This is a genomic window from Pseudomonas sp. D3-10, from assembly GCF_051132175.1.
Taxonomy (GTDB): Bacteria; Pseudomonadota; Gammaproteobacteria; order Pseudomonadales; family Pseudomonadaceae; genus Aquipseudomonas.
The window spans coordinates 2,658,086-2,682,448 of sequence record NZ_CP071668.1; the positions used below are offsets into that span (position 1 = coordinate 2,658,086).

The 24,363-nt window shown below is 62.2% G+C and carries 24 protein-coding genes; 17 read left to right on the forward strand and 7 right to left on the reverse strand.

The features are described 5' to 3' along the window. The first annotated feature begins 80 nt into the window (after positions 1-80). The 9 genes from J3P90_RS12065 to J3P90_RS12105 are packed head-to-tail and all read left to right on the forward strand — an operon-like array spanning position 81 to position 9,576. Entirely contained in the window at positions 81-1,670 is a 1,590-nt protein-coding gene (locus tag J3P90_RS12065; RefSeq protein ID WP_434676444.1) for a ShlB/FhaC/HecB family hemolysin secretion/activation protein, read from the forward strand. A gap of 31 nt (positions 1,671-1,701) precedes the next feature. Next, the gene (locus J3P90_RS12070) at positions 1,702-3,534 is read left to right on the forward strand and encodes a DUF2341 domain-containing protein (protein WP_434676445.1); all 1,833 of its coding nucleotides are present in this window, start codon (positions 1,702-1,704) and stop codon (positions 3,532-3,534) included. 10 nt (positions 3,535-3,544) lie between these two features. Continuing rightward, positions 3,545-3,970 carry an ExbD/TolR family protein gene (locus J3P90_RS12075; RefSeq protein WP_434559115.1) on the forward strand — a complete coding sequence of 142 codons (426 nt, stop codon included), beginning with the start codon at positions 3,545-3,547 and terminating at the stop codon, positions 3,968-3,970. A 3-nt stretch (positions 3,971-3,973) separates the two neighbouring features. Further along, entirely contained in the window at positions 3,974-4,696 is a 723-nt protein-coding gene (locus J3P90_RS12080) for an energy transducer TonB family protein (RefSeq protein WP_434605987.1), read from the forward strand. Between the two features lie 35 nt (positions 4,697-4,731). After that, positions 4,732-6,423, forward strand: coding sequence for a putative porin (locus tag J3P90_RS12085; RefSeq protein ID WP_434605985.1), 1,692 nt, complete (start codon positions 4,732-4,734; stop codon positions 6,421-6,423). Positions 6,424-6,439: 16 nt separating this feature from the next. Next, a complete protein-coding gene (locus tag J3P90_RS12090; protein ID WP_434559109.1) occupies positions 6,440-7,087 on the forward strand; it encodes a DNA repair protein in 648 nt (215 codons plus the stop codon). Between the two features lie 34 nt (positions 7,088-7,121). Beyond that, complete coding sequence (locus J3P90_RS12095) at positions 7,122-7,604, forward strand: YbjN domain-containing protein (RefSeq protein ID WP_434676446.1); 483 nt, start codon at positions 7,122-7,124, stop codon at positions 7,602-7,604. A gap of 5 nt (positions 7,605-7,609) precedes the next feature. Next, positions 7,610-8,575 carry a peptidylprolyl isomerase gene (locus J3P90_RS12100; RefSeq protein ID WP_434676447.1) on the forward strand — a complete coding sequence of 322 codons (966 nt, stop codon included), beginning with the start codon at positions 7,610-7,612 and terminating at the stop codon, positions 8,573-8,575. Between the two features lie 41 nt (positions 8,576-8,616). Next, positions 8,617-9,576, forward strand: a complete 960-nt coding sequence (locus tag J3P90_RS12105) for a LysR substrate-binding domain-containing protein (RefSeq protein WP_434605979.1) — start codon at positions 8,617-8,619, stop codon at positions 9,574-9,576. A 21-nt stretch (positions 9,577-9,597) separates the two neighbouring features. Here the strand turns inward: J3P90_RS12105 and mqo are convergent, their stop codons facing one another. Then, a complete protein-coding gene (gene mqo / locus J3P90_RS12110) occupies positions 9,598-11,247 on the reverse strand; it encodes a malate dehydrogenase (quinone) (RefSeq protein ID WP_420763769.1) in 1,650 nt (549 codons plus the stop codon). A 220-nt stretch (positions 11,248-11,467) separates the two neighbouring features. Here mqo and J3P90_RS12115 point away from each other — a divergent pair, with 220 nt between their 5' ends. Both J3P90_RS12115 and J3P90_RS12120 read left to right on the forward strand, forming a co-directional pair. Continuing rightward, a complete protein-coding gene (locus tag J3P90_RS12115) occupies positions 11,468-12,253 on the forward strand; it encodes a DeoR/GlpR family DNA-binding transcription regulator (protein WP_420763770.1) in 786 nt (261 codons plus the stop codon). A gap of 91 nt (positions 12,254-12,344) precedes the next feature. Then, positions 12,345-13,271, forward strand: a complete 927-nt coding sequence (locus J3P90_RS12120; RefSeq protein ID WP_434605974.1) for a Gfo/Idh/MocA family protein — start codon at positions 12,345-12,347, stop codon at positions 13,269-13,271. A 71-nt stretch (positions 13,272-13,342) separates the two neighbouring features. On the opposite strand, the gene yghU is transcribed toward J3P90_RS12120, so the two are convergent. Next, the gene (yghU, locus tag J3P90_RS12125; RefSeq protein ID WP_434605972.1) at positions 13,343-14,182 is read right to left on the reverse strand and encodes a glutathione-dependent disulfide-bond oxidoreductase; all 840 of its coding nucleotides are present in this window, start codon (positions 14,180-14,182) and stop codon (positions 13,343-13,345) included. Between the two features lie 332 nt (positions 14,183-14,514). Here yghU and J3P90_RS12130 point away from each other — a divergent pair, with 332 nt between their 5' ends. Beyond that, positions 14,515-16,569, forward strand: a complete 2,055-nt coding sequence (locus tag J3P90_RS12130; protein WP_434676448.1) for a 2Fe-2S iron-sulfur cluster-binding protein — start codon at positions 14,515-14,517, stop codon at positions 16,567-16,569. 19 nt (positions 16,570-16,588) lie between these two features. Here J3P90_RS12130 and J3P90_RS12135 read toward each other — a convergent pair whose 3' ends face one another. Continuing rightward, entirely contained in the window at positions 16,589-17,494 is a 906-nt protein-coding gene (locus tag J3P90_RS12135) for an AraC family transcriptional regulator (protein WP_434676449.1), read from the reverse strand. Between the two features lie 110 nt (positions 17,495-17,604). Between J3P90_RS12135 and J3P90_RS12140 the strand changes: the two genes are divergently transcribed. Beyond that, positions 17,605-17,952 (forward strand): carboxymuconolactone decarboxylase family protein, encoded by a 348-nt coding sequence (locus J3P90_RS12140; RefSeq protein WP_030140590.1) that lies wholly within the window; start codon positions 17,605-17,607, stop codon positions 17,950-17,952. Positions 17,953-18,074: 122 nt separating this feature from the next. Continuing rightward, positions 18,075-18,629 (forward strand): DUF488 domain-containing protein, encoded by a 555-nt coding sequence (locus J3P90_RS12145; protein ID WP_434559091.1) that lies wholly within the window; start codon positions 18,075-18,077, stop codon positions 18,627-18,629. Here the strand turns inward: J3P90_RS12145 and J3P90_RS12150 are convergent. Then, complete coding sequence (locus J3P90_RS12150) at positions 18,593-19,564, reverse strand: DMT family transporter (protein WP_434559089.1); 972 nt, start codon at positions 19,562-19,564, stop codon at positions 18,593-18,595. The genes J3P90_RS12145 and J3P90_RS12150 overlap by 37 nt on opposite strands. 74 nt (positions 19,565-19,638) lie before the next feature. Here J3P90_RS12150 and J3P90_RS12155 point away from each other — a divergent pair, with 74 nt between their 5' ends. After that, entirely contained in the window at positions 19,639-20,493 is an 855-nt protein-coding gene (locus J3P90_RS12155; RefSeq protein ID WP_434559087.1) for a LysR family transcriptional regulator, read from the forward strand. Between the two features lie 19 nt (positions 20,494-20,512). Here the strand turns inward: J3P90_RS12155 and J3P90_RS12160 are convergent, their stop codons facing one another. Beyond that, a complete protein-coding gene (locus J3P90_RS12160; protein ID WP_434605960.1) occupies positions 20,513-20,890 on the reverse strand; it encodes a YceK/YidQ family lipoprotein in 378 nt (125 codons plus the stop codon). After that, a complete protein-coding gene (locus tag J3P90_RS12165) occupies positions 20,887-22,095 on the reverse strand; it encodes an MFS transporter (protein ID WP_434676450.1) in 1,209 nt (402 codons plus the stop codon). The genes J3P90_RS12160 and J3P90_RS12165 overlap by 4 nt, the downstream gene beginning before the upstream one ends. Before the next feature lie 116 nt (positions 22,096-22,211). Between J3P90_RS12165 and J3P90_RS12170 the strand changes: the two genes are divergently transcribed. Continuing rightward, positions 22,212-22,670, forward strand: coding sequence for a winged helix-turn-helix transcriptional regulator (locus tag J3P90_RS12170; protein ID WP_420763778.1), 459 nt, complete (start codon positions 22,212-22,214; stop codon positions 22,668-22,670). 15 nt (positions 22,671-22,685) lie between these two features. Here the strand turns inward: J3P90_RS12170 and J3P90_RS12175 are convergent, their stop codons facing one another. Beyond that, the gene (locus J3P90_RS12175) at positions 22,686-23,432 is read right to left on the reverse strand and encodes a substrate-binding periplasmic protein (protein ID WP_434605956.1); all 747 of its coding nucleotides are present in this window, start codon (positions 23,430-23,432) and stop codon (positions 22,686-22,688) included. Between the two features lie 217 nt (positions 23,433-23,649). On the opposite strand from J3P90_RS12175, the gene J3P90_RS12180 reads away from it, so the two are divergent. Next, positions 23,650-24,345: a tRNA (adenine(22)-N(1))-methyltransferase gene (locus tag J3P90_RS12180; RefSeq protein WP_434676451.1), complete on the forward strand. Its 696-nt coding sequence runs from the start codon at positions 23,650-23,652 to the stop codon at positions 24,343-24,345. Positions 24,346-24,363 lie beyond the last annotated feature (18 nt).

Here is a 24,363-nt window from a genome sequence, read left to right on the forward strand (position 1 = left end):
CGCGCGTGGCGCAATTGAATCGAGGGGGATGTGTGGATCATTGGGACTTCAACATCGGCCGGTGCAGGCCATACCTGCCCATGGCGCTCGCGCTGATGCTCGTCGCCGAGGCGCCAACGCTGTGGGCCGAGGAAGCCGATACAGCGGCCGAGGCCGGAACGCCTGCGCGCCTGGTGGACGTGAATGAGTACGTGGTGCGCGGCAACACCGTGCTCGATGCCCGGGAAATCGAAGAGGCGGTGTATGCGTTCCTGGGGCCGCAACGCAAGCTCACCGATATCGAAGGCGCACGCGATGCCCTGCAACAGCGCTACCAGGCCAAGGGTTACCAGTCGGTGTTCGTCGAACTGCCGGAGCAGCAGGTCGAAGGCGGCGTGGTGTACCTGCAGGTCAGCGAAACCAGGATCGGCCGGGTACGCGTGGTCGGCGCCGAGCACTACTCTCCCGTCAATGTGCGCGAAGAAGTACCGGCGCTGACAGAAGGCAAGGTGGCCGATTTCGCGGCGGTGCAAACCCAGCTGGCGGTTGCCAACCGTAACCCCGGACGCCAAGTGGTGCCGGTCGTGCGCGAAGGGCAGCGCCCGGGAACGATGGATGTCGACCTGCAAGTCGAGGATAAAAATCCCTGGCAGGCGAGCGTCGGCTTGAACAACGACTACAGCGCCGACACCGAAAAGCTGCGTTCGGTGGTCACGCTCGGCCACAACAACCTCTGGCAACGCGGCCATACGGCTTCGCTGACCTATTTCACCGCCCCCGAGGACCGGGACAACGCGCAGGTCTGGTCGGGTTCCTATAACGCTCCCTTGAGTGAGCGCTGGAACCTGCAGTTCGCTGGCTATCAATCCGACAGCAACGTCGCAACCATCGGCGGCAGCAATGTGCTGGGCAAGGGCCATTCCTACGGCGTGTCGTTGATCTACAACGTGCCTGCGCAAGGCGTCTGGGCGAACTCGCTGTCGGTGGGCGTGGATTTCAAGGATTTCGATGAAGCCCTGCAGTTCGGCGGTTCGAGCGATGAAGTGCCGATCAAGTACGCGCCCATCACCCTTGCCTACAACGGCTTTCGCTACACCGAAACCTCACAGTTCGGCCTGGGCCTGAGCATCGTTGCCGGCACCCGCAGCTTCTTCGGTTATGGCAGCGACGCCGATGAATTTCGGGCCAAGCGCTACGAGGCCAATCCCAGCTTCGCCGTGTTCAAGGGCGACAGCACCTTCACCCGGAATTTTTCCGGGGACTGGCAAGCGGCAAGCAAGCTGAGCTTCCAATTGGCCTCCGGGCCGCTGGTCTCCAACGAACAGTTTTCCGCCGGTGGCGCCACCAGTGTGCGCGGTTATCTCGCTGCGGAACGCACTGGCGATGATGGCGTGCTGTTTTCCCAGGAACTGCGCACACCGTCGTTGAGCAAGCACCTGGGCAAAGGCATCGGCAGCTACGTCGACAACTGGCGTTTATACATCTTTGCCGAAGGCGCGCAGTTGGCCCTGCAAGACGCGCTGCCCGACCAGGAGGCCGACTACAGCCTGGCGAGTATCGGCTTCGGCACCCGCGCCACGTTGCGCGAATGGCTGTCGGGCAGCCTCGACTGGGGCCTGCCGCTCAAGGACGGCCCGAACACCCGCAAACACGATTCACGCGTGCACTTCAATGTGCAGGCGACCTTTTGACCGGTAGGCACAGACCTTGGAGCACTCCGTTATGCATCGCTTGATTTTCATTCTTCTCGCTTGCCTGGGCCTCGTGCTGCCGGCAACGGCCAGCGCTTGGTGGCAGGACGATTGGCACTACCGCAAACAGATCAGCATCGACACCACGCCCCAGGGCGCGGCGATCAGCCAGGCGGTGGGGCGCACCTCGCTGCTGGTGCGTTTGCACACCGGCAATTTCACCTTTGACGGTGTCAACGAAAACGGCTCGGACATTCGCTTTGTCGCCGCCGACGACCACACCGTGCTCAACCACCAGATTGAGAGCTTCGATCCGCTGATGGGCATGGCCTTGATCTGGGTGGACGTGCCCATGGTGGAGGGGGGCAAGCGCTCGGACATCTGGATGTACTACGGTAACCCGAAAGCACCGGGCACCAGCAATCCCCAGTTGGCGTTCGATGCCGATTACAGCCTGGTCTATCACTTCGATGGTGCCGTTGGCGCACCACCGCGTGATGCCAGCGCCTTTGCCAACCACGCGCAGAACGCCCCGGCAAACATCATTGACGGTGTCATCGGGCGCTCGGCACAGCTCAACGGTCAGCCGCTGTTGCTGCCGGCCAGTCCATCCCTGGGCGTGAGCGCGGGTGGTGCGTTGACCTTCAGCACCTGGTTGCGAATGGAGCAGGGCGCAGGCGAGCAACTGCTGCTGGCCCGTCGTGATGCCGGCAATGCGCTGCTGGTGGGCGTGAACCAAGGCGTGCCCTTTGTGGAAGTGAACGGCCAGCGCGCCGTGGCCAACCAGGCCGTGGCACTGGGGCAATGGCAACACTTGGCGTTGACGGCTGACGCCAGCGGGTTGCGTTTGTATGTGAATGGAAAGCCGGCGGCGAGCCTGGCGCAACCGTTGCCGGCCTTGCAGGGTGCGATTGCCATCGGCGCCGACTCACCGGCCGCCGTCGATGCCGGCGTGGTGGCTCCGGCCGCTACGTATCAAGCCTTCACCGGCGCCCTCGATGAACTGCGCTTGTCCCGCGTCGCCCGTTCGCCTGAGCAGATCCTGGCCGATGCCACCGCCCAGGGCGCCGAGTCGCGCCTGGTGGCCTATGGGGTGGACGAAGAACAGTCTGGATTTGGTTTCGGCAGCCTGGGTTTCCTGCTCAATGCGGTGCCGCTGGACGCCTGGGTGATCATCGCCGTCCTGGTGCTGATGATGCTGCAGTCGTGGGTGATCATGGTGCGCAAGAGCCGCAATGTCAGCCGAGTCAGCCATGCCAACGAAGTCTTCCGCAGTCATTTCGCCAAGGTCGGGACACGGCTGGAACTGCTTGCAGATGACCGCGACCTGGCGCAGCGCCTGGGCGATTCGTCGCTGTGGCGCCTCTATGGGGTGGCGGTCGCCGAGATCCGCACGCGCCGCGACCAGGGCGCCGACACCTCGTCGATCTCCGCCGCCACCATCGAAGCCATCCGCTGTTCCATGGACGGTGTACGGACCCGAGAAAACCAACAGCTCAGTTCCAAGTTGTCGACGTTGTCCAACGCCATCGCCGGCGGCCCTTACATCGGCCTGCTGGGGACGGTGCTGGGGATCATGGTGGTGTTCCTCGGCACCGCCATGGCCGGTGATGTGAACATCAACGCCATCGCCCCCGGCATGGCGGCTGCGTTGCTGGCCACCGCCATGGGGTTGTTCGTCGCGATTCCGGCGCTATTTGGCTACAACCGCCTGACCACGCGAAACAAGGAAGTCAGCGCCGACATGCGGGTATTCGTCGACGAGTTCATCACCCGCCTGGCCGAAGTCCACGGCGAAAGCCAGTCCAGTGAAGCGGCGCATCGACGGGGCAACCACGTCGCCAGCCCGTCGTTGACGGTGTAAGGGAGCGACCATGGCCAACCTCAATAGCGCCTCGGACGACGACGAAGATGCCGCCGTCGATACCATCAACATCACGCCACTGGTGGATGTGCTCATGGTGGTGCTGGTGATGTTTATTCTCACCGCCACCGCCCAGGTCTCCGGGATCCAGATCAACCTGCCGAAGGCCAGCTCGACCATTTCGCTTTCGCAGCCCAAGACCAAGGCGATTTCCATCAATGATGGCGGCCAGGTGTTCCTCGATGCTTACCCGGTCACCCTTAACGAACTGGAAGATCGCTTGCGCATCGAGAAAGCCCAGAGCCCGGATTTTCCGATCATCGTGCGCGGTGACTCGGCCGTGCAGTACCAGAAAGTCGTTGAAGTGCTGGACCTGTTGCGCCGCCTGGAGTTGTCCCAGGTGGGCCTGGTCACCGGCAAACCGAGCCAGGGCTGAGTCATGACGTCTTTTCCTGAACAGCCGCAAAACGAACGCCTGGAACGACAGCGGGACGGCACCGGCAGGGTGCGCCGCGTATTGCAGTGGACCGTCGGTTTGCTGGTGGGCGCGGGCCTGGCCTGGCTGCTGTGGTCATGGGCCAACGACATGAGCGGCATCCGTCGCGAGGCGCCGAAGATTCCCGCGATCATTCCGTTGCCGCCACCGCCGCCTCCGCCCCCGGAAAAACCGCCGGAGCCGGAAAAGCCGGTGGAAGAAAAAATCGTCGAGCCCGAACCCACGCCCGAACCGGAGGAAGTCAAGCCGGAGGAAGAAGCACCGCCTTCACCCGCTGAGGACCTGGCCGACCCGATGCAAATGGACAGCGACGCCCAGGCTGGCTCCGACGCTTTCAATATCGGCGCGGGCAAGGGCGGCGGGATGGCTGGCGCCGGTGGCGGACGCCTCGGCAACGGCACCTACAGCCAGTTCCTTGCCTACAGCTTCCAGCGCTTGCTGCGCGAGTCGCCCGAGCTGCGCAACCTGGCGTTCCGCCTGGAGGCCGACGTCTGGCTGGACGAGGCCGGTCGCGTGACGCGCGTGGAGCTGGGACGCAGCAGTGGCGATGCCGAACTCGACGCCAAGGTTCTGGCGACCTTGCGCGCTTCACCCCATCTGGAACGTCCACCCGCCTCGTTGCAGGTGCCGGTGCGTATCCGCCTACAAGGACGCCGACCGGGCTGAGCCGGGTCGACAAGAGACCATTAGGAGTTGTGTTCATGATCTGCAAAATCAATCGATTGGCGCTGGGCGTCGGCCTGGTGATCGCCAGCCTGGCGGGCAGCGCGTTGGCGCAGACACCCTCGCAGAACGCGACGGTCAATCTGATTCGCCTGTTGGTGCAACAAGGCGTGCTCAAGCAGGACCAGGCGCAAGCGCTGATCAATCAGGCCGAAGCCGAGGCCGTGCAAGCCCGGCAGGCCGCCGCGACTGCCGCGCCGGTGCCAGCGCCCGGCGCGCCGGGGGAGGTGCGGGTGCAATACGTGCCGGCCATCGTTCGGGAACAGATTCGCGACCAGGTGAAAGCCGAAGTGATCGCCCAGGCCAAACAGGAAAACTGGGCCCAGCCCAACACCTTCCCCGACTGGGTCTCACGCATCACCTTTGAAGGCGACGTGCGCTTGCGCAACGAGTCGCGCTTCTACTCGGGCAGCAACAGCAACGAGATCGTCGACTTCGCCGAGCTCAACAACAGCGGGCCTTATGACGTCAACCCCAACAGCGGCTCGCAACTTCCGCCGTTGCTCAATACCCGCGAAGACCGCGAGAACATGCTGCGCCTGCGGGCTCGCATGGGGATGCGCGCCGCGCTTTCCCCGCAATGGACAGCGGCTATCCGCCTGGGCACGGGATCGGACAGCAGTCCTGTCTCCACCACCCAGACCCTCGGCGGCGGCTTTGACAAAAAGGACCTGTGGCTCGATCAGGGCTACCTCAACTATCGCCCCACCAAGGAACTGAGCTTCACCGGCGGGCGCATGCCCAACCCGTTCATGTCCACCGATCTGCTGTATTCCAACGACCTCAATTTCGACGGCTTGGCCGGCTCGTTCAATCACCCGTTGAGCCGCGACCTGGCAATGTTCGGCACCCTCGGTGCGTTCCCGGTGGAGTACAGCTCCGACAGCGCGTCGAGCGATGGTTTCAACAAGGAAGACAGCGAGAACAAGTGGCTCTACGGCGCCCAGCTTGGCGCAACCTGGGCGTTTGCGCCGGACAACAGCATCAAAGGGGCACTGGCTTACTACCAGTTTGACGACATCGAAGGGCGGCGCTCCAACCCTTGCGCTATCTACGACGGCGCGCCGGCCTGTGACAGTGACGAAACGCGTCCGGCGTTCATGCAAAAGGGCAACACCCTGATGGAACTGCGCAACCTGGTGCCTGACCCTTCCGCGCCGACCACCTCGCCGCAACCACAATTCGTGGGCCTGGCCTCGGAGTTCAACGTGCTTGACTTGAATCTGGTGTGGGACACCTTGCTGTTCGACGATCTCAAGCTGCGCAGCCAGGGCAACTACCTGGTCAACCTTGGTTACGACGAAGGCAAGATGCGCAAGCGCTCGGCCGGTGCGCTGGTCAACAACGTGGACGAAAACGGTGACATCGAAAGCGGCGATACCGCCTGGATGCTGCAGTTCACCCTGGGCAGTTCCCTGGACCTGAAGAAGCGCGGCGATTGGAACCTGTTCGCCGGCTACAAATACATCGAGCCGGACGCCTTGCCGGACGGCTTCAACGACTCCTCGTTCCACCTCGGCGGCACCAACGCCAAGGGTTATTTCCTCGGCGGCAACTACGGCATCGAAGACAACGTCTTCGCGACCGCGCGCTGGTTGAGCAGCGAAGAAGTCTACGGCGCGCCGTTCGATATCGACGTTCTGCAACTTGAGCTCAACACGCGCTTCTAGCGCCGGGAGAGACAGCATGAAAAAGTCATTTCATCCCGCGATCCACGCCGTGGTGCTGCTGTTGGGGCTCGGTGCAGCCCTGGGCGCATCGGCGCAAACCTTGGAAGAACGCCTGCGTGCCCAGTTGCGCAGTACCACTCAACAGCTGCAAACCTTGCAGAGCGAACAGGCGCAAGGCGCCGCCGCGCGCCAGGCAGCACAAACCGAGCTGAGCGCGGCACAAGCGCAAATCAAGCAACTGACCGCCGAACTCGCCAAGGCCCGCAGCCAGAGCGAACAACTGGGCGCGCAACAGGACGCCGTACGCAGCAGCGCCCAGGCGCAGATCGCGGCCAGTACCGAGCAGGTCGGCAAGTTCAAACAAGCTTATGAAGAGCTGCTGGGCCGCGCACGGGGTATAGAGGCGGCGCGCGCCACGCTGCAAGCCAGCCTGACCAGTCGGGACAGTGAAGTGCAGCAGTGCGTGGCGAAAAACCAAGAGATGTACGGCATCGCCAAGGAGATCCTCACTGCCTACGAAAACATCGAGGTCAGCGACGTATTGAAGATCCGCCAACCCTTCGCCAGTGGGGCACGGGTGAAGTTCGAAGAATTGGCGCAGCGCTACGGCGATGCGCTGTACCAGACCCAGTTCGATGCCGCCAAGACCACTGCCGGCAACTAACCATTGATCAAATGACCATAAGGAACATCCTGTCATGACCGCACAGACACTGATCCATAGCATCACTCCCGAGCAACTGGGCGAATTACTGCAAGCCGCCGGTTATCGTGTCAATCGTACCGAACAAGGCGCCGTGGTTCAGTTGTTGAGCGCCAGCCAGGGCATTGGTTTTGCCGTGCGTTTCGGCAATCCGGCCGCCACCGAGGGCAGCTTTGTCGATTTCACGTTCAGTTGCGCGTTGCGCATCGAGGGCCAATTGCCTGACGGTCTGGTCCAGGTATGGAATGCCAGCCGCCGCTTTGCCCGCCTGAGTCGCCAGGGCGATTTCCTGGTGATGGAAATGGATGCCATTGTTGCCGCCGGTGTCAGTGAAGACCACGTGCGTGGCGTGCTGGAACTCTGGGACCGCCTGTTGCAAGAGTTCGTGGTGTACCTGCGCGACTACAGCCAGCACGCACGCGAGCAGCACAAAGACGGTGCGGATGTAACGCAGGAAGCTGCGGTCGAAGAGGTCTGATTACGATGAACAGGTTTAGTAGACTGGCTGGCATCAGTGCGGCTGTCCTGATGCTCGGCGGCATTGTGCTGACGGTGATCTCCAACCCTGACGGCGTATCCCAAGCCTCGGTGCCTGCGGCACAACCGAAACCCGCCAGAGCCCCGGCCGAGGCTGCACCGGCCGTGGCCAGTCTGGGCGAACTGCAACTGAGCAGCGCCGAGCTCAACGCTGTGTTGAGCGCGCTCACACCGCAGGTGCGCGAGCAGCTGCGCGGCAATCGTGGTGCGCTGGAGGGGTGGGTCCGAGCGCGCCTGGCAGAGAAAGCCCTGTTGCAGCAGGCCGACGCCCAAGGTTGGCAGGAGCGTCCGGACATCCAACAGATGACCCGCGCGGCCACCGAACAGATTTTGCTGCGCACTTACTTGCAATCCGTCAGCCAGGTCCCCGCCGACTATCCGGATGACCAAGCCCTGCAACAGGCTTACGAGAGCGCCAAGGACAAGCTGCAAAGCCCGGCGCTGTACCGAGTCAGCCAGATTTTCATCGCGGTTGAGCCGGGAGCCAACGAAGAACCGCTGCGCAAGAAAGCCACCGAGCTGGCTCGTCGTGCCCAGGCCCCCAACGCGGATTTCGCCGACCTCGCCCGGCAGTTTTCCGAGGACCAGGCGACGGCCCAACGCGGCGGTGACAGCGGCTTGCAACCGTTGCAGCAATATGTGCCGGAGATGCGCCAAGTCTTGAGCCGACAACGGGTCGGCAGCGTCTCCGACGCGTTGCGTAGCCAGGCGGGTTTTCACATCCTCAAACTGACCGACATGCAGCCGGCACGCGCCGCCAGCCTGGATGAAGTTCGTGAACAACTGCGCGAGGCGCTGCGCAATCAGCGCCAGGAACAAGTGGCCACGGCCTATATGGAAGGGCTGGTGAGCAAGGCAACGCTGAGCATCGATGGCGCGCAACTGAATCAGGCATTGGAGTCTGTACGTTAAGCGGTCCGGCAATTCGAGGGTCACCTTAGGGAGGAGGGCGTATGGCGTTGGAGGAGGTTGATCTCATTCACGAGTGTGCGCGGCAGGCCACCTCGGTAGGTACCGATGTCTTGAACGGCTTCAAGGATCTCCAGGCATTGGAGTTCTTCCTGGTGGCGGCCCGTTGCAGCTGTTTTATGCAGGCGGCGCGGAGCCTCAACGTCAAAGCTTCGTTGTTGCGCAAAAAACTTTCGCGGCTATCGAGCCATTACGGGCGTCCTTTGTTCGAGCACCGAGGCAATGCGCTGGTGCTCAGCCAGGACGGTCGTCATCTGCGCAGCCAGTTGCTGGCCCACCGTGCGTTGCTGGCATTGCCCGGCACGTCCGACGAGGACCCGGCGCTGGTTCGTGTGGCCGTGGCGGAGCCCTTGTTGCATGACATCCTTAATCGCGACCTGCTCGGCTTCCTGCGCCAGCACGCCAACGTACGCCTGAACCTGCTGCGCCTCGACAGCGAACCGGTCGAGGCGGATGTCATCGTCTGGCTCGCCGACTCGCAAGTCGTGGCTCCGAGGCTGTCGTTTCCGGTGGCCGAGCTCAGTTGTCTCGCCGAACTGGAATACATTCCGCACATCGCCAAGCGTTATTCACGGGAAGCGAGCCGCCCGCGCAGCCTGGTCGAACTGCAGGACTACATGTTGGTGAGCCTGCACAGCCACGCGGACATTGCTTCCCTGCAGCCTTGGAATAGAGCAGTCGAGGCGCGTCGTTCTGGCGTCACCCACGTGAATTCCTATGAATTGATGCGCCAGATGATCCAGTGGAGCGCTTGCGTGGGCCTGCTGCCGCATTACGTAGGCGCGCTCGAAAAAAACCTGCAGCCGCTACCCGAGTTGTTCGGCCGGGACATGACGATGCAGGTCTGGATGGCCGTGCACGGCGACGAAGCACACCGGGAAGAAGTCGCCCGGCTGGCGGCGCTGGTCCGCGCGGCGTTTGAGGAACACCGGGAATGGTTCTAGCCCGTGCCGGCCAGCCCTCCTTCACAACGCCAGGTCCGGGTCGGAGTCGCTGTGCTTCTGGCCCACCGGATCGCTGTTGGTCGGAGCCTTCGGCTCACTGTTGCCACGAATATCCGGTGGCGGTGTCAGTTGTAACACGTCGCTGGTGTATTTCCATTCCTCGTAGACACGGTCAGGATCGTCGTTGAGGCGTGTCCCGTAGCTGGGCACGATCTGGTGCAGCTTTTGCTGCCAGGCCGGGGAGGCGACCTTGTCCTTGAAGACCCGTTGCATCACTTCAAGCATGATCGGGGCCGCCGTCGATGCGCCAGGGGACGCGCCAAGCAGGCCGGCGATGCTGCCGTCCTGGGAGGCCACCACTTCGGTGCCCAACTTCAGCACGCCGCCTTTTTCCTCATCGCGCTTGATGACCTGCACCCGTTGGCCGGCTTGCCAGAGGCGCCAGTCTTCCTGCTTGGCCTGGGGGAAATACTCCTGCAAGGCCTTGAAACGATCATCATCCGACAGCATGAGCTGGCCGGCCAGGTATTCGACCAAGGGGTATTGCTCGATGCCGACCTTGGTCATGGGCCAGACATTGTGTGTGGTCATGCTGGTGAACAGGTCGAAGTAGGAACCTTCCTTGAGAAACTTGGTGGAGAAGGTCGCAAATGGCCCGAACAGGACGACGCGCTTGCCGTCCAGTACCCGCGTATCCAAATGAGGCACCGACATCGGCGGCGCGCCGGTGGACGCAATCCCGTAGGCCTTTGCCATGTGTCGTTCGGCAACGCTGGGGTTCTCGGCGACCAGGAACGAGCCGCCGACCGGGAAGCCCGCGTATTCGTCAGCCTCTGGAATGCCTGACTTCTGCAACAGATGCAGGGCGCCGCCGCCTGCGCCGATAAACAGGAACTTGGCGTCGGTGGCGCTCGTTTCGCCGTCCTTGAGGTTCTTGTATTCAACGTGCCAGGTACCGTCGTCATTGCGGGTGATGTCGCGCACTTCGCTGGACAGCTTCAGGCTGAAGTTGGGTTTGCTTTGCAGATAGCTGACGTACTGGCGGGTGATTTCACCAAAGTTCACATCGGTGCCGATCGGCGCCCAAGTGGCCGCGAGCTTTTGATTCGGATCGCGGCCTTCCATCATCAAGGGCACCCACTTCTTGATCTGCTCCGGGTCTTCCGAATATTGCATTGGGCGGAACAAGGGGCTCGCCTGCAGCGCTTCGTAGCGTTTGCGCAGGAACTTGATGTTGTCGTCACCCCATACAAAGCTCATGTGCGGGGTGGAGTTGATAAACGAACGGGGGTTTTTCAAGACGCCGCTCTTGACCTGCCACGCCAGGAACTGCCGGGTGATCTGGAAGGCCTCGTTGATCTCGATGGCCTTGGTAATGTTGACGTTGCCTTGGTCGTCCATCGGCGTGTAGTTCAGCTCGGCCAGCGCCGAATGGCCGGTGCCGGCGTTATTCCAGCCGTTGGAGCTTTCTTCGGCCACGGCATCCAGGCGTTCGACCATTTCCATCGACCAGCCCGGTTCTAGCTCGTTGAGCCATATGCCCAAGGTTGAACTCATGATGCCGCCGCCCACCAGCAGCACATCGACTTTTTTCGTTTCCGCGGCCTGGGCACCGTTGACGCTCAATGAGAGAGCGACGGTCAGCAGGGTCGCAATGATTGCAGTGTTCATAGTTCCATCCTCGGCGACCGAGGAAGTCGCTCGTTAACGAAATGACGCAACCGACCTTGTGTTGACTGGCGTCACGGGGCGCTGTTCAGCGACCCGGCGGGAGAGGGTGACGAAAGGTGATTCAGCCTGGGCTGCGGCGGGGGTTTGACGACCCGAACAAGACCCGGCATATTGTGCTCGTTTATGTTTATTCATGCTCGTTTATGCAGGTTGTGATGTCATGAGCGCCACTCACGAAGTATTTCCCGGCGAGCGCCAACGCTTGATCAGTGAGCGACTCGCCGTTTATGGCCGGGTCATCGCGGCGGACCTGGCCAGCGAATTCAATGTATCCGAACACTCGATCCGCAGGGACCTCGGGGCATTGGCGGCGGCAGGCTTGTGCAAGCGCGTCTATGGCGGCGCGATTCGCCTGCCGGCGGCCGAAGCGCCCATAGACGTTCGGATCCATCAGGATCCGGCGCGCAAGGACGACCTTGCCCGGACGGCGGCGTCGTTGCTCAGCGCCGGTCAGCACGTCTTTCTCGATGCCGGGTCGACCAACCTGGCGATTGCCCGTGCCATCGATCCAGCGCTGCGCTTGACCATCAGCACCAACTCGCCCTTGATCGCGGTGGAGTTGATGAAGCTGCCCAACGCCGAGGTCATCCTGCTCGGTGGCCGTCTGAACCCTGTCGCCGGCGGTGCGATCGGGCTGGCGGCCGTCCAGCAATTGCGCCAGTTCAATTTCGACCTGTGTTTTGTCGGTGCCTGCGCCATCGACCCGGACAATGGCGTGACGGCGTTTGGCCTGGATGACGCCGAATTCAAGCGTGCGGTGGTCGCGGCGAGCGGTCAGGTGGTGGTGGCGGTTACCAACCAGAAGCTGTCCAGCGTTGCTCATTACCAAGTGGCGACGTGTGAAGAAGTCACCGCGCTGGTGGTGGAACACGATGCACCCCATGAGCGGCTCGACCCCTTCCTGGAGCGCATCGCCAAGGTCATCAAAGCCCCCGCCAAGACATAAGATGCTGCAACGGGCCACGAGCCCATTGTCCGACAAGCGTTTTACGTCTAGTTTGCTGCCCCATCATAAGTACAAAAGTCAGGAGTCATCGATGCAACCGATCCGTCTCGGTCTGGTGGGCTACGGTAAAATTGCCCAGGACCAACACGTGCCCGCTATCCGCGCCAACCCTGCGTTCGAGTTGGTGGCGGTCGCGACCCAAGGGCAGCCTTGCGCTGGAGTGGAGAACTTCCAGTCCCTGGGGGAGCTGCTGGACAAAGGTCCGCGCGTCGATGCGGTCGCGTTTTGCACGCCGCCCCAGGGCCGGTTCGAGCTGGTGCGGCAGGCGCTGGAGGCGGGTAAACACGTCCTGGTGGAAAAGCCGCCGTGCGCCACATTGGGCGAGGCCATGGCGTTGGTGGACCAGGCGCATGCGGCAGGCGTCAGCGGGCTGTTCGCCTGGCATTCGCGTTATGCGCCCGGCATCGAGGCGGCCCGCGACTGGCTTGCCAGCCGCACGCTGCAAAGCGTCCAGATCGATTGGAAGGAAGACGTGCGCAAATGGCACCCCGGCCAGGCATGGATCTGGCAACCCGGCGGCCTGGGCGTGTTTGATCCGGGCATCAACGCCTTGTCCATCGCCACCCACCTGTTGCCGCTGTCATTGTTCGTCGAGTCGGCCGAACTGCGGGTTCCCGACAACTGCCAGTCACCCATCGCCGCGAGCATCAAGATGTCGGACGCGCGCGGTCTCGATATCCGCGCGGAGTTCGATTTCGACCATGGTCATGATGAGCTCTGGAGCATCGAGATTCGTTGCGCCGAAGGCACTTTGCGCTTGGACAACGGCGGTGCGCTGCTGAGCATCGACGGCGTGCGCCAGGTCGTGTCGCAGGAGGGTGAGTACGCGGCGGTGTACCGGCACTTCCAGCAACTGATCAATGACAAGGCGTGCGACATGGACCTGCAACCGCTGCGCCTGGTGGCGGACAGCTTTTTCGTCGGCAGCCGTACCTTGGTCGAGCCGTTCTACGACTGAAATACCCCATGCCGGGGGTATAGCAGAGCTTCCATGGCGAGCGAGCTTGCTCCCTCGCCATGGTGCCTTGCCTAGCCCAAATCCTGCGCCCGATGCCGCTCCGGCACCTGGCTCGCCTCATCGCCCCAGGTCCGGTTGACACGCTGTCCGCGCATGACTGCGGGCCGCTGGGCGATTTCCTCCGCCCAGCGCTGCACATGGGTGTACTCATGGGCGCTAAGAAATTCGGCCGCCGAGTACACGTTGTTCCGCACCAGTTGGCCATACCAAGGCCAGACCGCGATGTCGGCGATGGTGTACGCCTCGCCGGCCAGGTAGCGGTTTTCAGCCAGGCGACGGTCCAGGACATCCAGTTGGCGCTTGGCTTCCATGGTGAAGCGATTGATGGGGTATTCCAGTTTGTCCGGCGCGTAGGCGTAGAAATGGCCGAAACCACCGCCCAGGTAAGGGGCCGAGCCCATCTGCCAGAACAACCAGTTCAGGGTTTCAGTGCGGCCGGCCAGATCGCTGGGCAGCAAAGCGCTGAATTTCTCCGCCAGGTACAGCAGGATCGAACCGGACTCGAACACACGGGTCGGCGGCTCGACGCTGCGGTCCAGCAGGGCCGGGATCTTTGAGTTCGGATTGACTTCGACAAAGCCGCTGGAGAACTGGTCGCCTTCGCCGATGCGAATCAGCCAGGCGTCGTATTCCGCGCCGGTGTGCCCGAGGGCCAACAGCTCTTCGAGCATGATCGTGACTTTCACGCCATTGGGCGTTGCCAGCGAATAGAGCTGCAAAGGATGCTCGCCGATCGGCAAGTCTTTTTCGTGGGTCGGCCCGGCGACAGGCCGGTTGATGCTCGCGAAGTGGCCACCCGAGGGGGCCTCGTGTTTCCAGACTTTGGGTGGAACGTAAGACGCTTGGCTCATGAACGTACCTTATCGTTGAGTGCACTTGTTCCGGGACGAAGCCACGACACGTTTGCGCTATGGCTGGCGTCGAGACGTGGACTCTAATCTATGGGCGCTCTGTCAGGCAGACAAGGGCCACCGACAAGATAAGTCGAGTCGACGGCGCAGCGCTTTGAAGGGTCATTCCATTTAATGAAACAGTGGATTTCAATCCATGCGTATTCCTGCGCCACCGCTTTGGGCAGAAGATGGCTCCACCCTCATGCACCGTTCGCCATCGGTGTGATGGACCCTCCCTGACCAATGCGCATTCAACCCCGTTGTAAAACGGAGGGCGCGAGGAGTAGCTGATGAACGAAGCCACCAAAGCACAATCTTCGCCCTGGCATGAAGGGGAGTTGACCTTGCAGCGCTCCGTCGGGGCGGTTGAGATGATGGCCGGCGTCGGTCAGCGACAACTGGCGCGTACCTGGATGCCGGACCAGCACCGGGAGTTCTACGGGCAATTGCCGTTTGTGGTGCTTGGGGCAGTGGATCGTCAGGGCGATGTCTGGGCGACTCTGCGCACCGGGCAGCCCGGCTTCATGAATTCACCTGATCCTGAAACGTTGCATATCCATTTCGATCCGCAGCCTGAAGACCCGGCACAAGAAGGGCTGGGCGAGGGCGACGCCATCGGCATGCTGGGTATCGAATTGCACACCCGTCGGCGTAATCGCATGAACGGCGTGGTGCGCCGCGAGCTTGACCAGGGCCTGGAGATTTCGGTGACCCAGGCCTATGGCAACTGCCCGCGCTACATCAATCTGCGCCAATACCGCTTCGTCGATGAGCAGCCTGCTGCCTCACGTGAGCTGGAAGTAGCCGATCCTTTGGTTCGTCGTCTGGTCACCGCGTCAGACTCGTTCTACATCGCCACTTACGTGGTACGCGACGGTGAACGGCAGGTCGACGCCTCCCATCGCGGCGGCAAGCCCGGTTTCGTACGCATGGACGAGGACGGGACGCTGACCATCCCGGATTTTTCTGGAAACCTGTTCTTCAACACGCTCGGCAACATCCTGCTGAACCCCCGCGCAGGCTTGGTGTTCGTCGATTTCCAGACCGGCGACCTGCTGCAGATGAGTGGTTCAGCGCAGGTGGTGTTGGAAGACCCGCAGATCGCCGCGTTCCAGGGCGCCGAACGGTTATTGCGGTTCACCCCGCAGCGCGTGGTCTACCGTTCGACGGCAATACCGTTGCGCTGGAAGGATCAGGCTGAAGGCGACTCGCCCAATTCACTGATGACCGGCAACTGGGAACAGACTGCCGAACGCTTGCAGGCCGAGGTCCTGCGTACCCATTGGCGTGCGCTGCAAGTCACGCGAGTGGTGGACGAAAGCCACAACATCCGCTCGTTCTATCTGCAAACCACCGACGGTGCCGGCTTGCCCCGGTTCGAGGCCGGGCAGCATCTGCCCGTGCGGGTGTTGTTGGAGGGGCAGGGCGTGCCTTCGATCCGGACGTACAGCGTGTCCAGCGCGCCCTCGGATGATTTCCTGCGCATCAGCGTCAAGCGTGACGGCGCGGTCTCTTCGCATCTGCATGAGCAGATCCAGGCGAGCCACGATATCGAAGCCCGGGCGCCACAAGGTCATTTCACGGTGGACGCCACCGAGCGCCGGCCGTTGGTGCTGCTGGCGGCGGGCGTTGGCATCACGCCACTGTTGTCGATGCTGCGCGAGGTGGTCTATCAAGGAAAACGCATTAGCCGCATGCGTCCGGTCTGGCTGGTGCAAAGTGCCCGGCACGTGGCCGACCTGGCCTTTGGCGAGGAAATCGATGAGCTGGTGGCGCGTGCCGGTGACAAAGTGAAAGTGCTGCGCCTGGTCAGCCAACCGCCCACCGACGGCAAACCCGGGCAGGGTTATGACGTGGCCGGACGAATCGATGTGGCGCTGCTCAAGCAACTGCTGCCGCTGGACGACTACGATTACTACCTGTGCGGTCCGGGCACGTTTACCCAGGCGCTCTACGACGGCCTGCGCAAGCTGCGTATCCCGGATGATCGCATTCACGCTGAAACCTTTGGTCCGTCTACGCTGGTGCGCGATATCGAGGTCCGCGTACCGGCCGCCGAACAGGTGCCGGCGGCGACTGAGGCGGTGAAAGTGCTGTTCTCCGGTTCGGCCAAGGAAGCCCGCTGGGAACCCGGCAGCGGGACGCTGCTCGAGCTCGCCGAGGCCCGCGGCCTGAATCCGGAATTCAGTTGCCGTGGCGGTTCCTGCGGTACCTGCAAAACCCGCATGACCCAAGGTCAGGTGCACTACCTGACCCAACCCGCCGAACCCGTGGCCGACGGCGAAGTGCTGATCTGTTGCGCGGTACCGGCCCAGGGCAGCGAGCCTTTGGTATTGGAGGTTTGAAGCCGGCGATGCAAGCTGACTAGATCGTCCGCCTTACACGTCCCGGCGCCTCGCCATAGACCTCTTTGAATTTCTTGCTGAACGCCGCCTGGGATTGATAGCCGACCTGTGCGGCGATATCGCTCAAGCCCAGATGCGAATGGCTCAGCAGGCTGAACGCCAGTTCCATGCGCACCTGGGTCAACAGCACCCACGGCGAGACGCCGGCCACTTTGACAAACGCGCGCATGAAGTTGGCCCGGGACATGCTCGCCAGTTCTGCCAGGCCCTGAATGGTCCAGTCATGGGCGGGGTCATCCAGCATCGCCTGCCAGGCGCGGCCAAGGCGCTTGTCAGTCAACAATGCAAGCGAGCCGCTGTCCTGGCCGTGATTGGCCAGGTGCGCCCGCAGGATCAAGGTGAACAGAGCCTGGGACAACGCATCCAGCAAAAATCGCGCGCCTACCTTGTTGTCGTCCGCTTCGGCGCGAATCACCTCCACCAGCCCCTGCAACGGACCATTGGCGGGCAGCGCGCCGCTGGGAATCACCAGGTACTCAGGCAGCGATGCGAACAGCAGCGAGGCACGATTGAAGTGGAATCCGCCACAGATCATGTCCAGTTCCGCGCTGGCGCCACCGATACGGTGCACCGGCAGCGTGCCTCCGTTGATGATTTTCGGCGAGGTCGGCGCCACGGTTTTTCCGGGGCTGTGCATGACGTGTCGGGCGCCCCGGGGTAATAGCAGGATGTCGCCGGCGCGCATGGGCAAGCGCTGGCCGTCGGGGAACTCCACCCGGCATTCACCCGCCAGCACGATGTGGTAGGGCGCATTGCCGAGGGCTTGCTGTTCGCGATGCAGGGCCCAGTCACCCTGGAACTGGCAACGCAGATCCAGGCTGCCGCGCACGTTCGCCAGGCTGATGAGTTTATCGACGGCATTCATTTGAGCGTTTCGCGACAAAAGCTGAGCGGATCGAACAAACCCGACCCGCACCCAAGTGGAAAACTGAGGGCGTTGAAACAGTACACCCAACCCACTCAGGAGTTAATGCCATGTTCAATAATTGGTCCGAATTGTTGCCTACCATCCAGAAAGCCTTTGGTGCCCTGGGCCGCAGCAACCCGAAAATGGTCAAGGCCTATATGGCCCTTGGCGAAGCCGCCAGCGAAAACAACGTACTCGACGCCAAGACTCGAGAGTTGATCTCCCTCGCTGTGGCGATCACCACTCACTGCGACGGTTGCATCGGCGTGCATACCGATGCCGCGATCAAGGCCGGCGCCAGCCGCGAAGAAGTCGCCGCCGCCCTGGCAACCGCCATTTCGTTGAATGCTGGCGCAGCTTATATCTACTCGCTGCGGTCGCTGGAGGCGTACGACACGCTCAAGCAACCGGCTTGATTGCGCGCTCTGCAAAGCCCCGGGCATGTTGTCGTGCCCGGGCTTTTGTGACGGGCGTGTTGGGAAACTAACGTGCGGCGCAGTTGTTCCTATAAAAACGCTCAGCTGAATCCGGATCCGTCATGGAAGAACCCAGCCTCTACACGATCGGTCATTCGACCCGCACCCTCGAGCAATTCGTGGACATCGTAAAAAGCTTCGATGTCGAGATGATCGTAGACGTCAGGACTGTTCCGAGATCGCGGACGAATCCTCAATACAACCTCGATACGCTTGCGGGGCTGTTGGAGCCGCACGGGTTGAAGCATGAGCAGATACGGGAGCTGGGCGGCCTGCGAAAAAAATCCAGGACGGTAGCCGATGAGGTCAACGGATTCTGGGAAAACCGCAGTTTCCACAATTATGCGGATTACGCGCTGTCGGACGAATTCGAGACGGGCCTGGACCGCCTCCTTGCGCTCAACCAGGCACGCCGATGCGCCATCATGTGTGCGGAAGCGGTCTGGTGGCGTTGTCATCGCCGCATCATCACCGATTACCTGTTGATTCGCGGTGTCGACGTCTTCCATATCATGGACAAGGACAAGGCGACCCGGGCGGCGTTGAATCCGGCGGCACGACGCTCCGAACTGAAGCTGACCTACCCGGCGGTTTCCGATTCGGCAGCCGTTCCGTGAGGTTGTTTGCCTCGCGCCTCACGCGCTTCCCCTCGCACAACCAATCCGATCCCGACAGCAGACACCGCCATCCCCAGCGCCATTTGCCATGACAGCGGTTCGTCGAACATCGCCCAGGCCCATACCATCGTGATGGGCGGGCTCAGGTAAAGAACGCTGGCGACCCGGGTCGCCGAGGCCCGGCGCAGGCATAGCCAGTAGAGTCCATAGCCGCCCATCGTCGACAATCCGGCCGTCCATATGACGCTCAGGGCGAACCCGGTACTGGGGATCGGCGCCAGACTGCCTTGCACGCCTTCGATCAGGGCAAAGGCCAGGCCCGAGACACAACATTGCAACCAGAGGTTCGGTAGCAGGCCCATGGATTGCGAGGCTGGAAGGTGTTTTTGCCAGAGCGTCGCCGCAGCGAGCGACAACATGCCCAGCAGTGGCAGCCCGTAGACCCACAACGGCGCGCTGCCCCACCCGAGCGCGCCATGGGTGCCCAGGGCAACGCCCGTCAGGCCTATGAACAAACCTGCCCAGACCCGCGGCGCCATGCGCTGCCCCAGGATACCCGCGGCCATCAGCGCCAGGCCCATCGGCAACAAGTCGGCGAACAAGGCGGCCAGGCCAGCGGGCACACCCCAGGCAATGCCCTGGGTAATACCAGCCAGGTAACCCGCCATCGCCAGCAGTCCGATACCGGCGTTTTTCAGGAGGGTGACGAGGGCGGTACGCCTCAGTTGCCGGACGACGAAAGGAAACAGCAGGAGCGTGACCAGCACGCAACGCCAGAACACCACAAGCAGCGGCGGGGCGTAATCGATGGAGAATCGCGCGCCGACGAAGCCGGAGCTCCAGGCCACGAGTAATGCCGCTTCGAGCAAGGGCAACGGAATCAGCCAATACGCACTGGGCGGCAACGAGCGGGTGATCGATTTGGTCGGGTTCATGGTCACAGGCTACGAAAGCCGACTAATCTAATAAATCAAAATATCGTGCAGCACTGGTTTAAAAAGGTTGAATCATGACAGCCATACTGGATATCGAACTGATCCGGACGTTTCATGCAGTCGCGCGCCTGGGCAAGTTCAGCGGCGCGGCGCAGCAGCTCCACAAGAGCCCGGCAGCGGTGAGCGTGCACATCCAACGATTGGAAGCAGTCGCCGGGGGCCGTTTGCTGGACCGTGACAATCAGTCGGTTTCCCTGACCGCCCTGGGCAAGCGCCTGCTCGTGTCCACCACGGAGCTGCTCGCGACCCATGACCGCGTGCTCGCCGACCTACACGGGACACGGCTGGCGGGGCGCGTCACCCTGGGCGTGCCGGACGAATACGCCGATCATGTCATTCGCGACATTCTGCCGACATTCACCGCAGCCTGGCCAAACGTGGTCCTCGAACTGAAGACCGCACCCAGCTATGCGCTGCGCGAGTATGTCCAACGTGCAAAACTGCAGGCCGCCGTACTCACCCAGCCAATGGACCAGCCTGAGGCGGCGGGCCAGATCCTGGTCACCACCACGCCGGTTTGGGTAGGCGCGACCCATGGGGCGCCGAGCGCGACGGACCCGCTCCCGCTGGCCGTGCATGCGGCGCAATGCCCTTACCGCCAAGTCATGCTGCAGGCGCTGCGGCAAAGCGGGCGCAAGGTGCGAATCGTCCTGGAGAGCCCCTCGAACCAGGCCATCAAGGCATGCGTGGAAGCCGGACTGGGAATCAGCCTGATCGACCGCGCCCGGGTGACGGAGAACATGCGCATCCTCGAGGGTTTACCGGTGGTGCCCGATCATGAAGTGGTGTTCGTGCGCTCCCAGGCCTCACACGCCGATGAAGCGGTAGACCTGTTGGGCAAAGCGATCCAGCAGCGCTTTCGACTGTAAGAACAGGAGGAGGCGACGGCTATTCTTCCGCCGGCCTTATGTGAAAGAGGGTGTAGGGCAGGATAAGCGTATCGGCGACAAAACTGAGGGGCAGATCGATGGCCGCGAGCGGCGCAAACGCACTGGCGTACGTCGCGTTATCCTCCGTCGCCGCTTCCTTGAGCACCTGATAATCGAAATACGTACCGCAATAAGGCTGCACACCGCAGAGCGACCCGGGGCCAAAGGTTTCGTTGGCCGTTGCGCAGCCGGTCAGCAGTGCGATGGTTAGAGCCGCTCCGATGATGCGCATGGCGTTCCCTCGAATATTGGAGCGCGACTGTAGCATTTGTGACGGGTGAGTCGGTGCCTTGATCGAAAGCGCCTCGCAGCTCGCCGCGCACAAGTTATCGATCACGCCGATTTCTGTTCAGCGCACCCGCCCCGATGAATCGAAACGCCCCACAAACCCAACGCTACAACACTGATCGACCCACCCAGCCAACTGACCGCGGCCCAGCCCCATAGCGCATAGACCTGGGTCGCGGCGGCGGCACCCAGTGCGCTGCCGATCGAATAGAAACACATGTAGGCGCCGACCATGCGGCTTTGCGCGTCGGGACGTGCGGCGAGGATGAGGCTCTGGTTGGTGACATGCACGGCTTGTACGGCAAAGTCGAGCAGGACCACGCCGAAGACCAGGGCGATCAGGGAGCTTTCGGCGAAGGAGATGGGCAACCATGAGAGCACCAGCAGACCCAGCGAAAGACCCGTCACGCGTTGCCCCAGTCCTCGATCGGCCCAGCGACCGGCTCTGCGAGCCGCCAGCGCGCCGGCAACCCCGGCCAGGCCAAACAGGCCGATGGCGGTGTGGGAAAGCGACAATGGCGGGGCACTCAACGGCAGGACCATGGCGGTCCAGAGGACGGAAAACGCGGCGAAGATCAGCAGCGCGAACAGCCCCCTGATTCGTAACAGCGGTTCGGTCATGAACAGTTGGAGCAGCGAGCGGATCAGGGCTGGATAGGGCTGCCGATTTCCCGGTGACGCCGTGGTGGGTGCCACTTTCCAGAACACCGTCGCGATGATCAGCATCAGTCCCGACGACACAAAATAAACCGCACGCCAGCCGGCGAGGTCGGCGATGAACCCCGAGATGAATCGCGCCAGAAGTATGCCCATCACGACTGCGCTGGTGAGGGTGCCGACGGTCTGGCCTCGTCGGGACGGTGCCGATAGCACGGCTGCATAGGCCACCAGCACTTGGACGACGACCGCGAGCAGGCCCGTGGTGATCATGGCGCCCAGGAGGATGAGCCAATGCTGGGATGCGCCGACGGCCGCCAATGCAATCACGGACAACGTCACCAGGGTCAGGATCAGCCGTTTGCCGTCGACCCTGTCGCCCAGCGGGACGATAAAGAGCAAGCCCAATGCGTATCCAAGCTGGGTGGCCGTGACCACGATGCCGATCGAGGCGGGAGCGACACCCAGGCTCTCGGCCATCGAGGCTAGGAGGGGTTGGGCGAAGTAGACGTTGGCGACGGCCAGTGCGCAGGTGATGGATAACAGGGATGTGAGGGCTGGGGACAGGCCTTGGCTTGGGAAGATGGGTGCGGTCATGTGCGCCTTCCAATCTGGTTGCAATTAAAAACCGGATTGGATTTTTGCTTGAATGGGTTTTAATTTGCAACTAGTTTGGTGGAGCTACCCCCCAGCGTCAGCAAACAGGAAACCCAATGTCAGAAAACACCCCATCGCCCAACAGCGAATGCCCGGTAGCCCGAACACTGGAAATCATCGGTGACCGCTGGTCGCTCATGATCATCCGCGATGCCTTCGACGGCATTCGCCGCTTCAGCGAATTCCAGAAGAGCCTGGGCGTTGCCAAGAACATCCTCGCATCGCGCCTCAAAGGCCTGGTTCAAGTCGGTGTATTGCGCGTGCAGCCCGCATCGGACGCAAGCGCCTACAAGGAATATGTCCTGACGGAAAAAGGCCAGGAAATCTTTCCAATCGTGATCAGCCTGCGGCAGTGGGGCGAACGTTTTTTGTTCGCCGAGCACGAGACGCGGTCGGTGCTGTTGGACAACGCCTCTGGCGAGCCGTTGATGCCCATCGAGGTCCGCGCATTGAGCGGCCAGAAATTGCAACCGGGGGATTGCCACAGGGTGAGACGCATCGCCGGCGAGCCGTGACTCAGGCGCGTTGCTTCAGGGCTGGGGAGGCTGCTCATAGCGTTGCTGGATACGCGCCAATTCGCCGGACCGGCGCAGTTGCTCCAGCGCGTTGCTCCAAGCGGTGATCAGTTCGTCGTCACTGTCGGTGCTGAAGGCGATGTACAGCGACGAGCGGTAAAGCTCGATGGGAATCTTGCGCAGGGTGCCCGGCGCGATGTCCAATTGGCGGCTGTAATACGCCACTCCGGCCGCGGTGTCGCCGACGATGATGCTGGTTCGTCCGGCAAGCAGCATGCGGTACAGCAGCCTGCTTTCGGTCGCACTTTTGTCCAGGTTATTGAAACCCAGCGATTGCAACGTCTGCGGCACCAGGCCCGCGTGCCGCGTGGTGATCTGCGGAGCGCGCAGCAGTTGTTCGAGAGAGTTGATCGGCGGCGAGCCGGCCAGTTGGTAGGCGTGGATGGATTCCTCAACGATCGGGCCGACCCATTTATACAATGGCTCACGCTCCGGTGTGCGGAACAGCGAATACATGATGGTCTTGGGCCGGTTCTTCAGGATCTGCGTGGCGCGCATGCTGGGTTGCACCGACATCTCGAAATGATCGCCAGTCAGCGCCATGATGGCCCGGACGATTTCCGTGGTCATGCCGGTGAGCCGATGGTTCTCCACATAGTTGTAGGGTGCCCATTCCTCGGTGACGACCTGATATTGCCCGTGTGCGGTCGCCGGGCCGAGCAACAGGCTGAGCAGCACTGCGGCAGGCATCGAATACTTCACGTGTTCTCCTGATCAACGGTTCGCTGTTGCTGGCGAACCCAAGACAAGCATAGACCCAAACACGTGCCGGGCATCGGCGGCTGCTTCGTTATGCGAGCAATGCCTCAGTTCATTGTCGCAAGCGTGGCCGGTAGCAACTTTTACATTCCATCGCTGATAAAGTGGGCGCCCCGCCAAGACAGCGGCAGCATAAGCAACGCAAAACAGGATTGAACGCTTGAACGAACAGACATTGTCCATGCGCCTTGAACGCGTGGCGGGGCTCGTGCCGACAGGGGCGCGCCTGGCCGATATCGGCTCGGACCATGGCTATCTCCCGGTGGCGTTGATCAAGCGTGGGGTGATCGCGGCGGCGGTGGCGGTAGAGGTGGCGTTGACGCCGTTCCGCGCGGCTGAGCGCACCGTGCGTGAAAGCGGCCTGGACGAATGGATCAGCGTGCGCCTGGCCGACGGCCTGGCGGCGATCGAACCGGCGGACGGCATCACGGCGATCAGTCTGTGCGGCATGGGCGGCGAGACGATTCGCGACATTCTTGACAGCGGCAAGTGTCGCCTGAGCGGTCGGGAACGCCTGATCCTCCAGCCCAATGGCGGCGAGCAGCCCTTGCGCCAATGGCTGATGGACAACGACTACCGCATCCTGTGCGAAGACGTATTGCGGGAAAACCGCTTCTACTACGAAATCATCGTCGCCGAGCGTGACGGGCCGGTGATGTACAGCGCCGAGGAGCTGTACTTCGGCCCGCTGCAAATGCAGGCCCGCAGCCCGGTATTCCTGGCCAAGTGGCAACGCATGCTGCGCCTCAAGCACAAGACCCTGGCCAATTTCGCCCAGGCGCAGCAGGCCCTGGCTGAAGAAAAAGTACAAGAGCTCGCGCGGCAGGTGCGGTGGATCAACGAGCTGCTGGCGTGAGCCCAGCGAATCTCGATG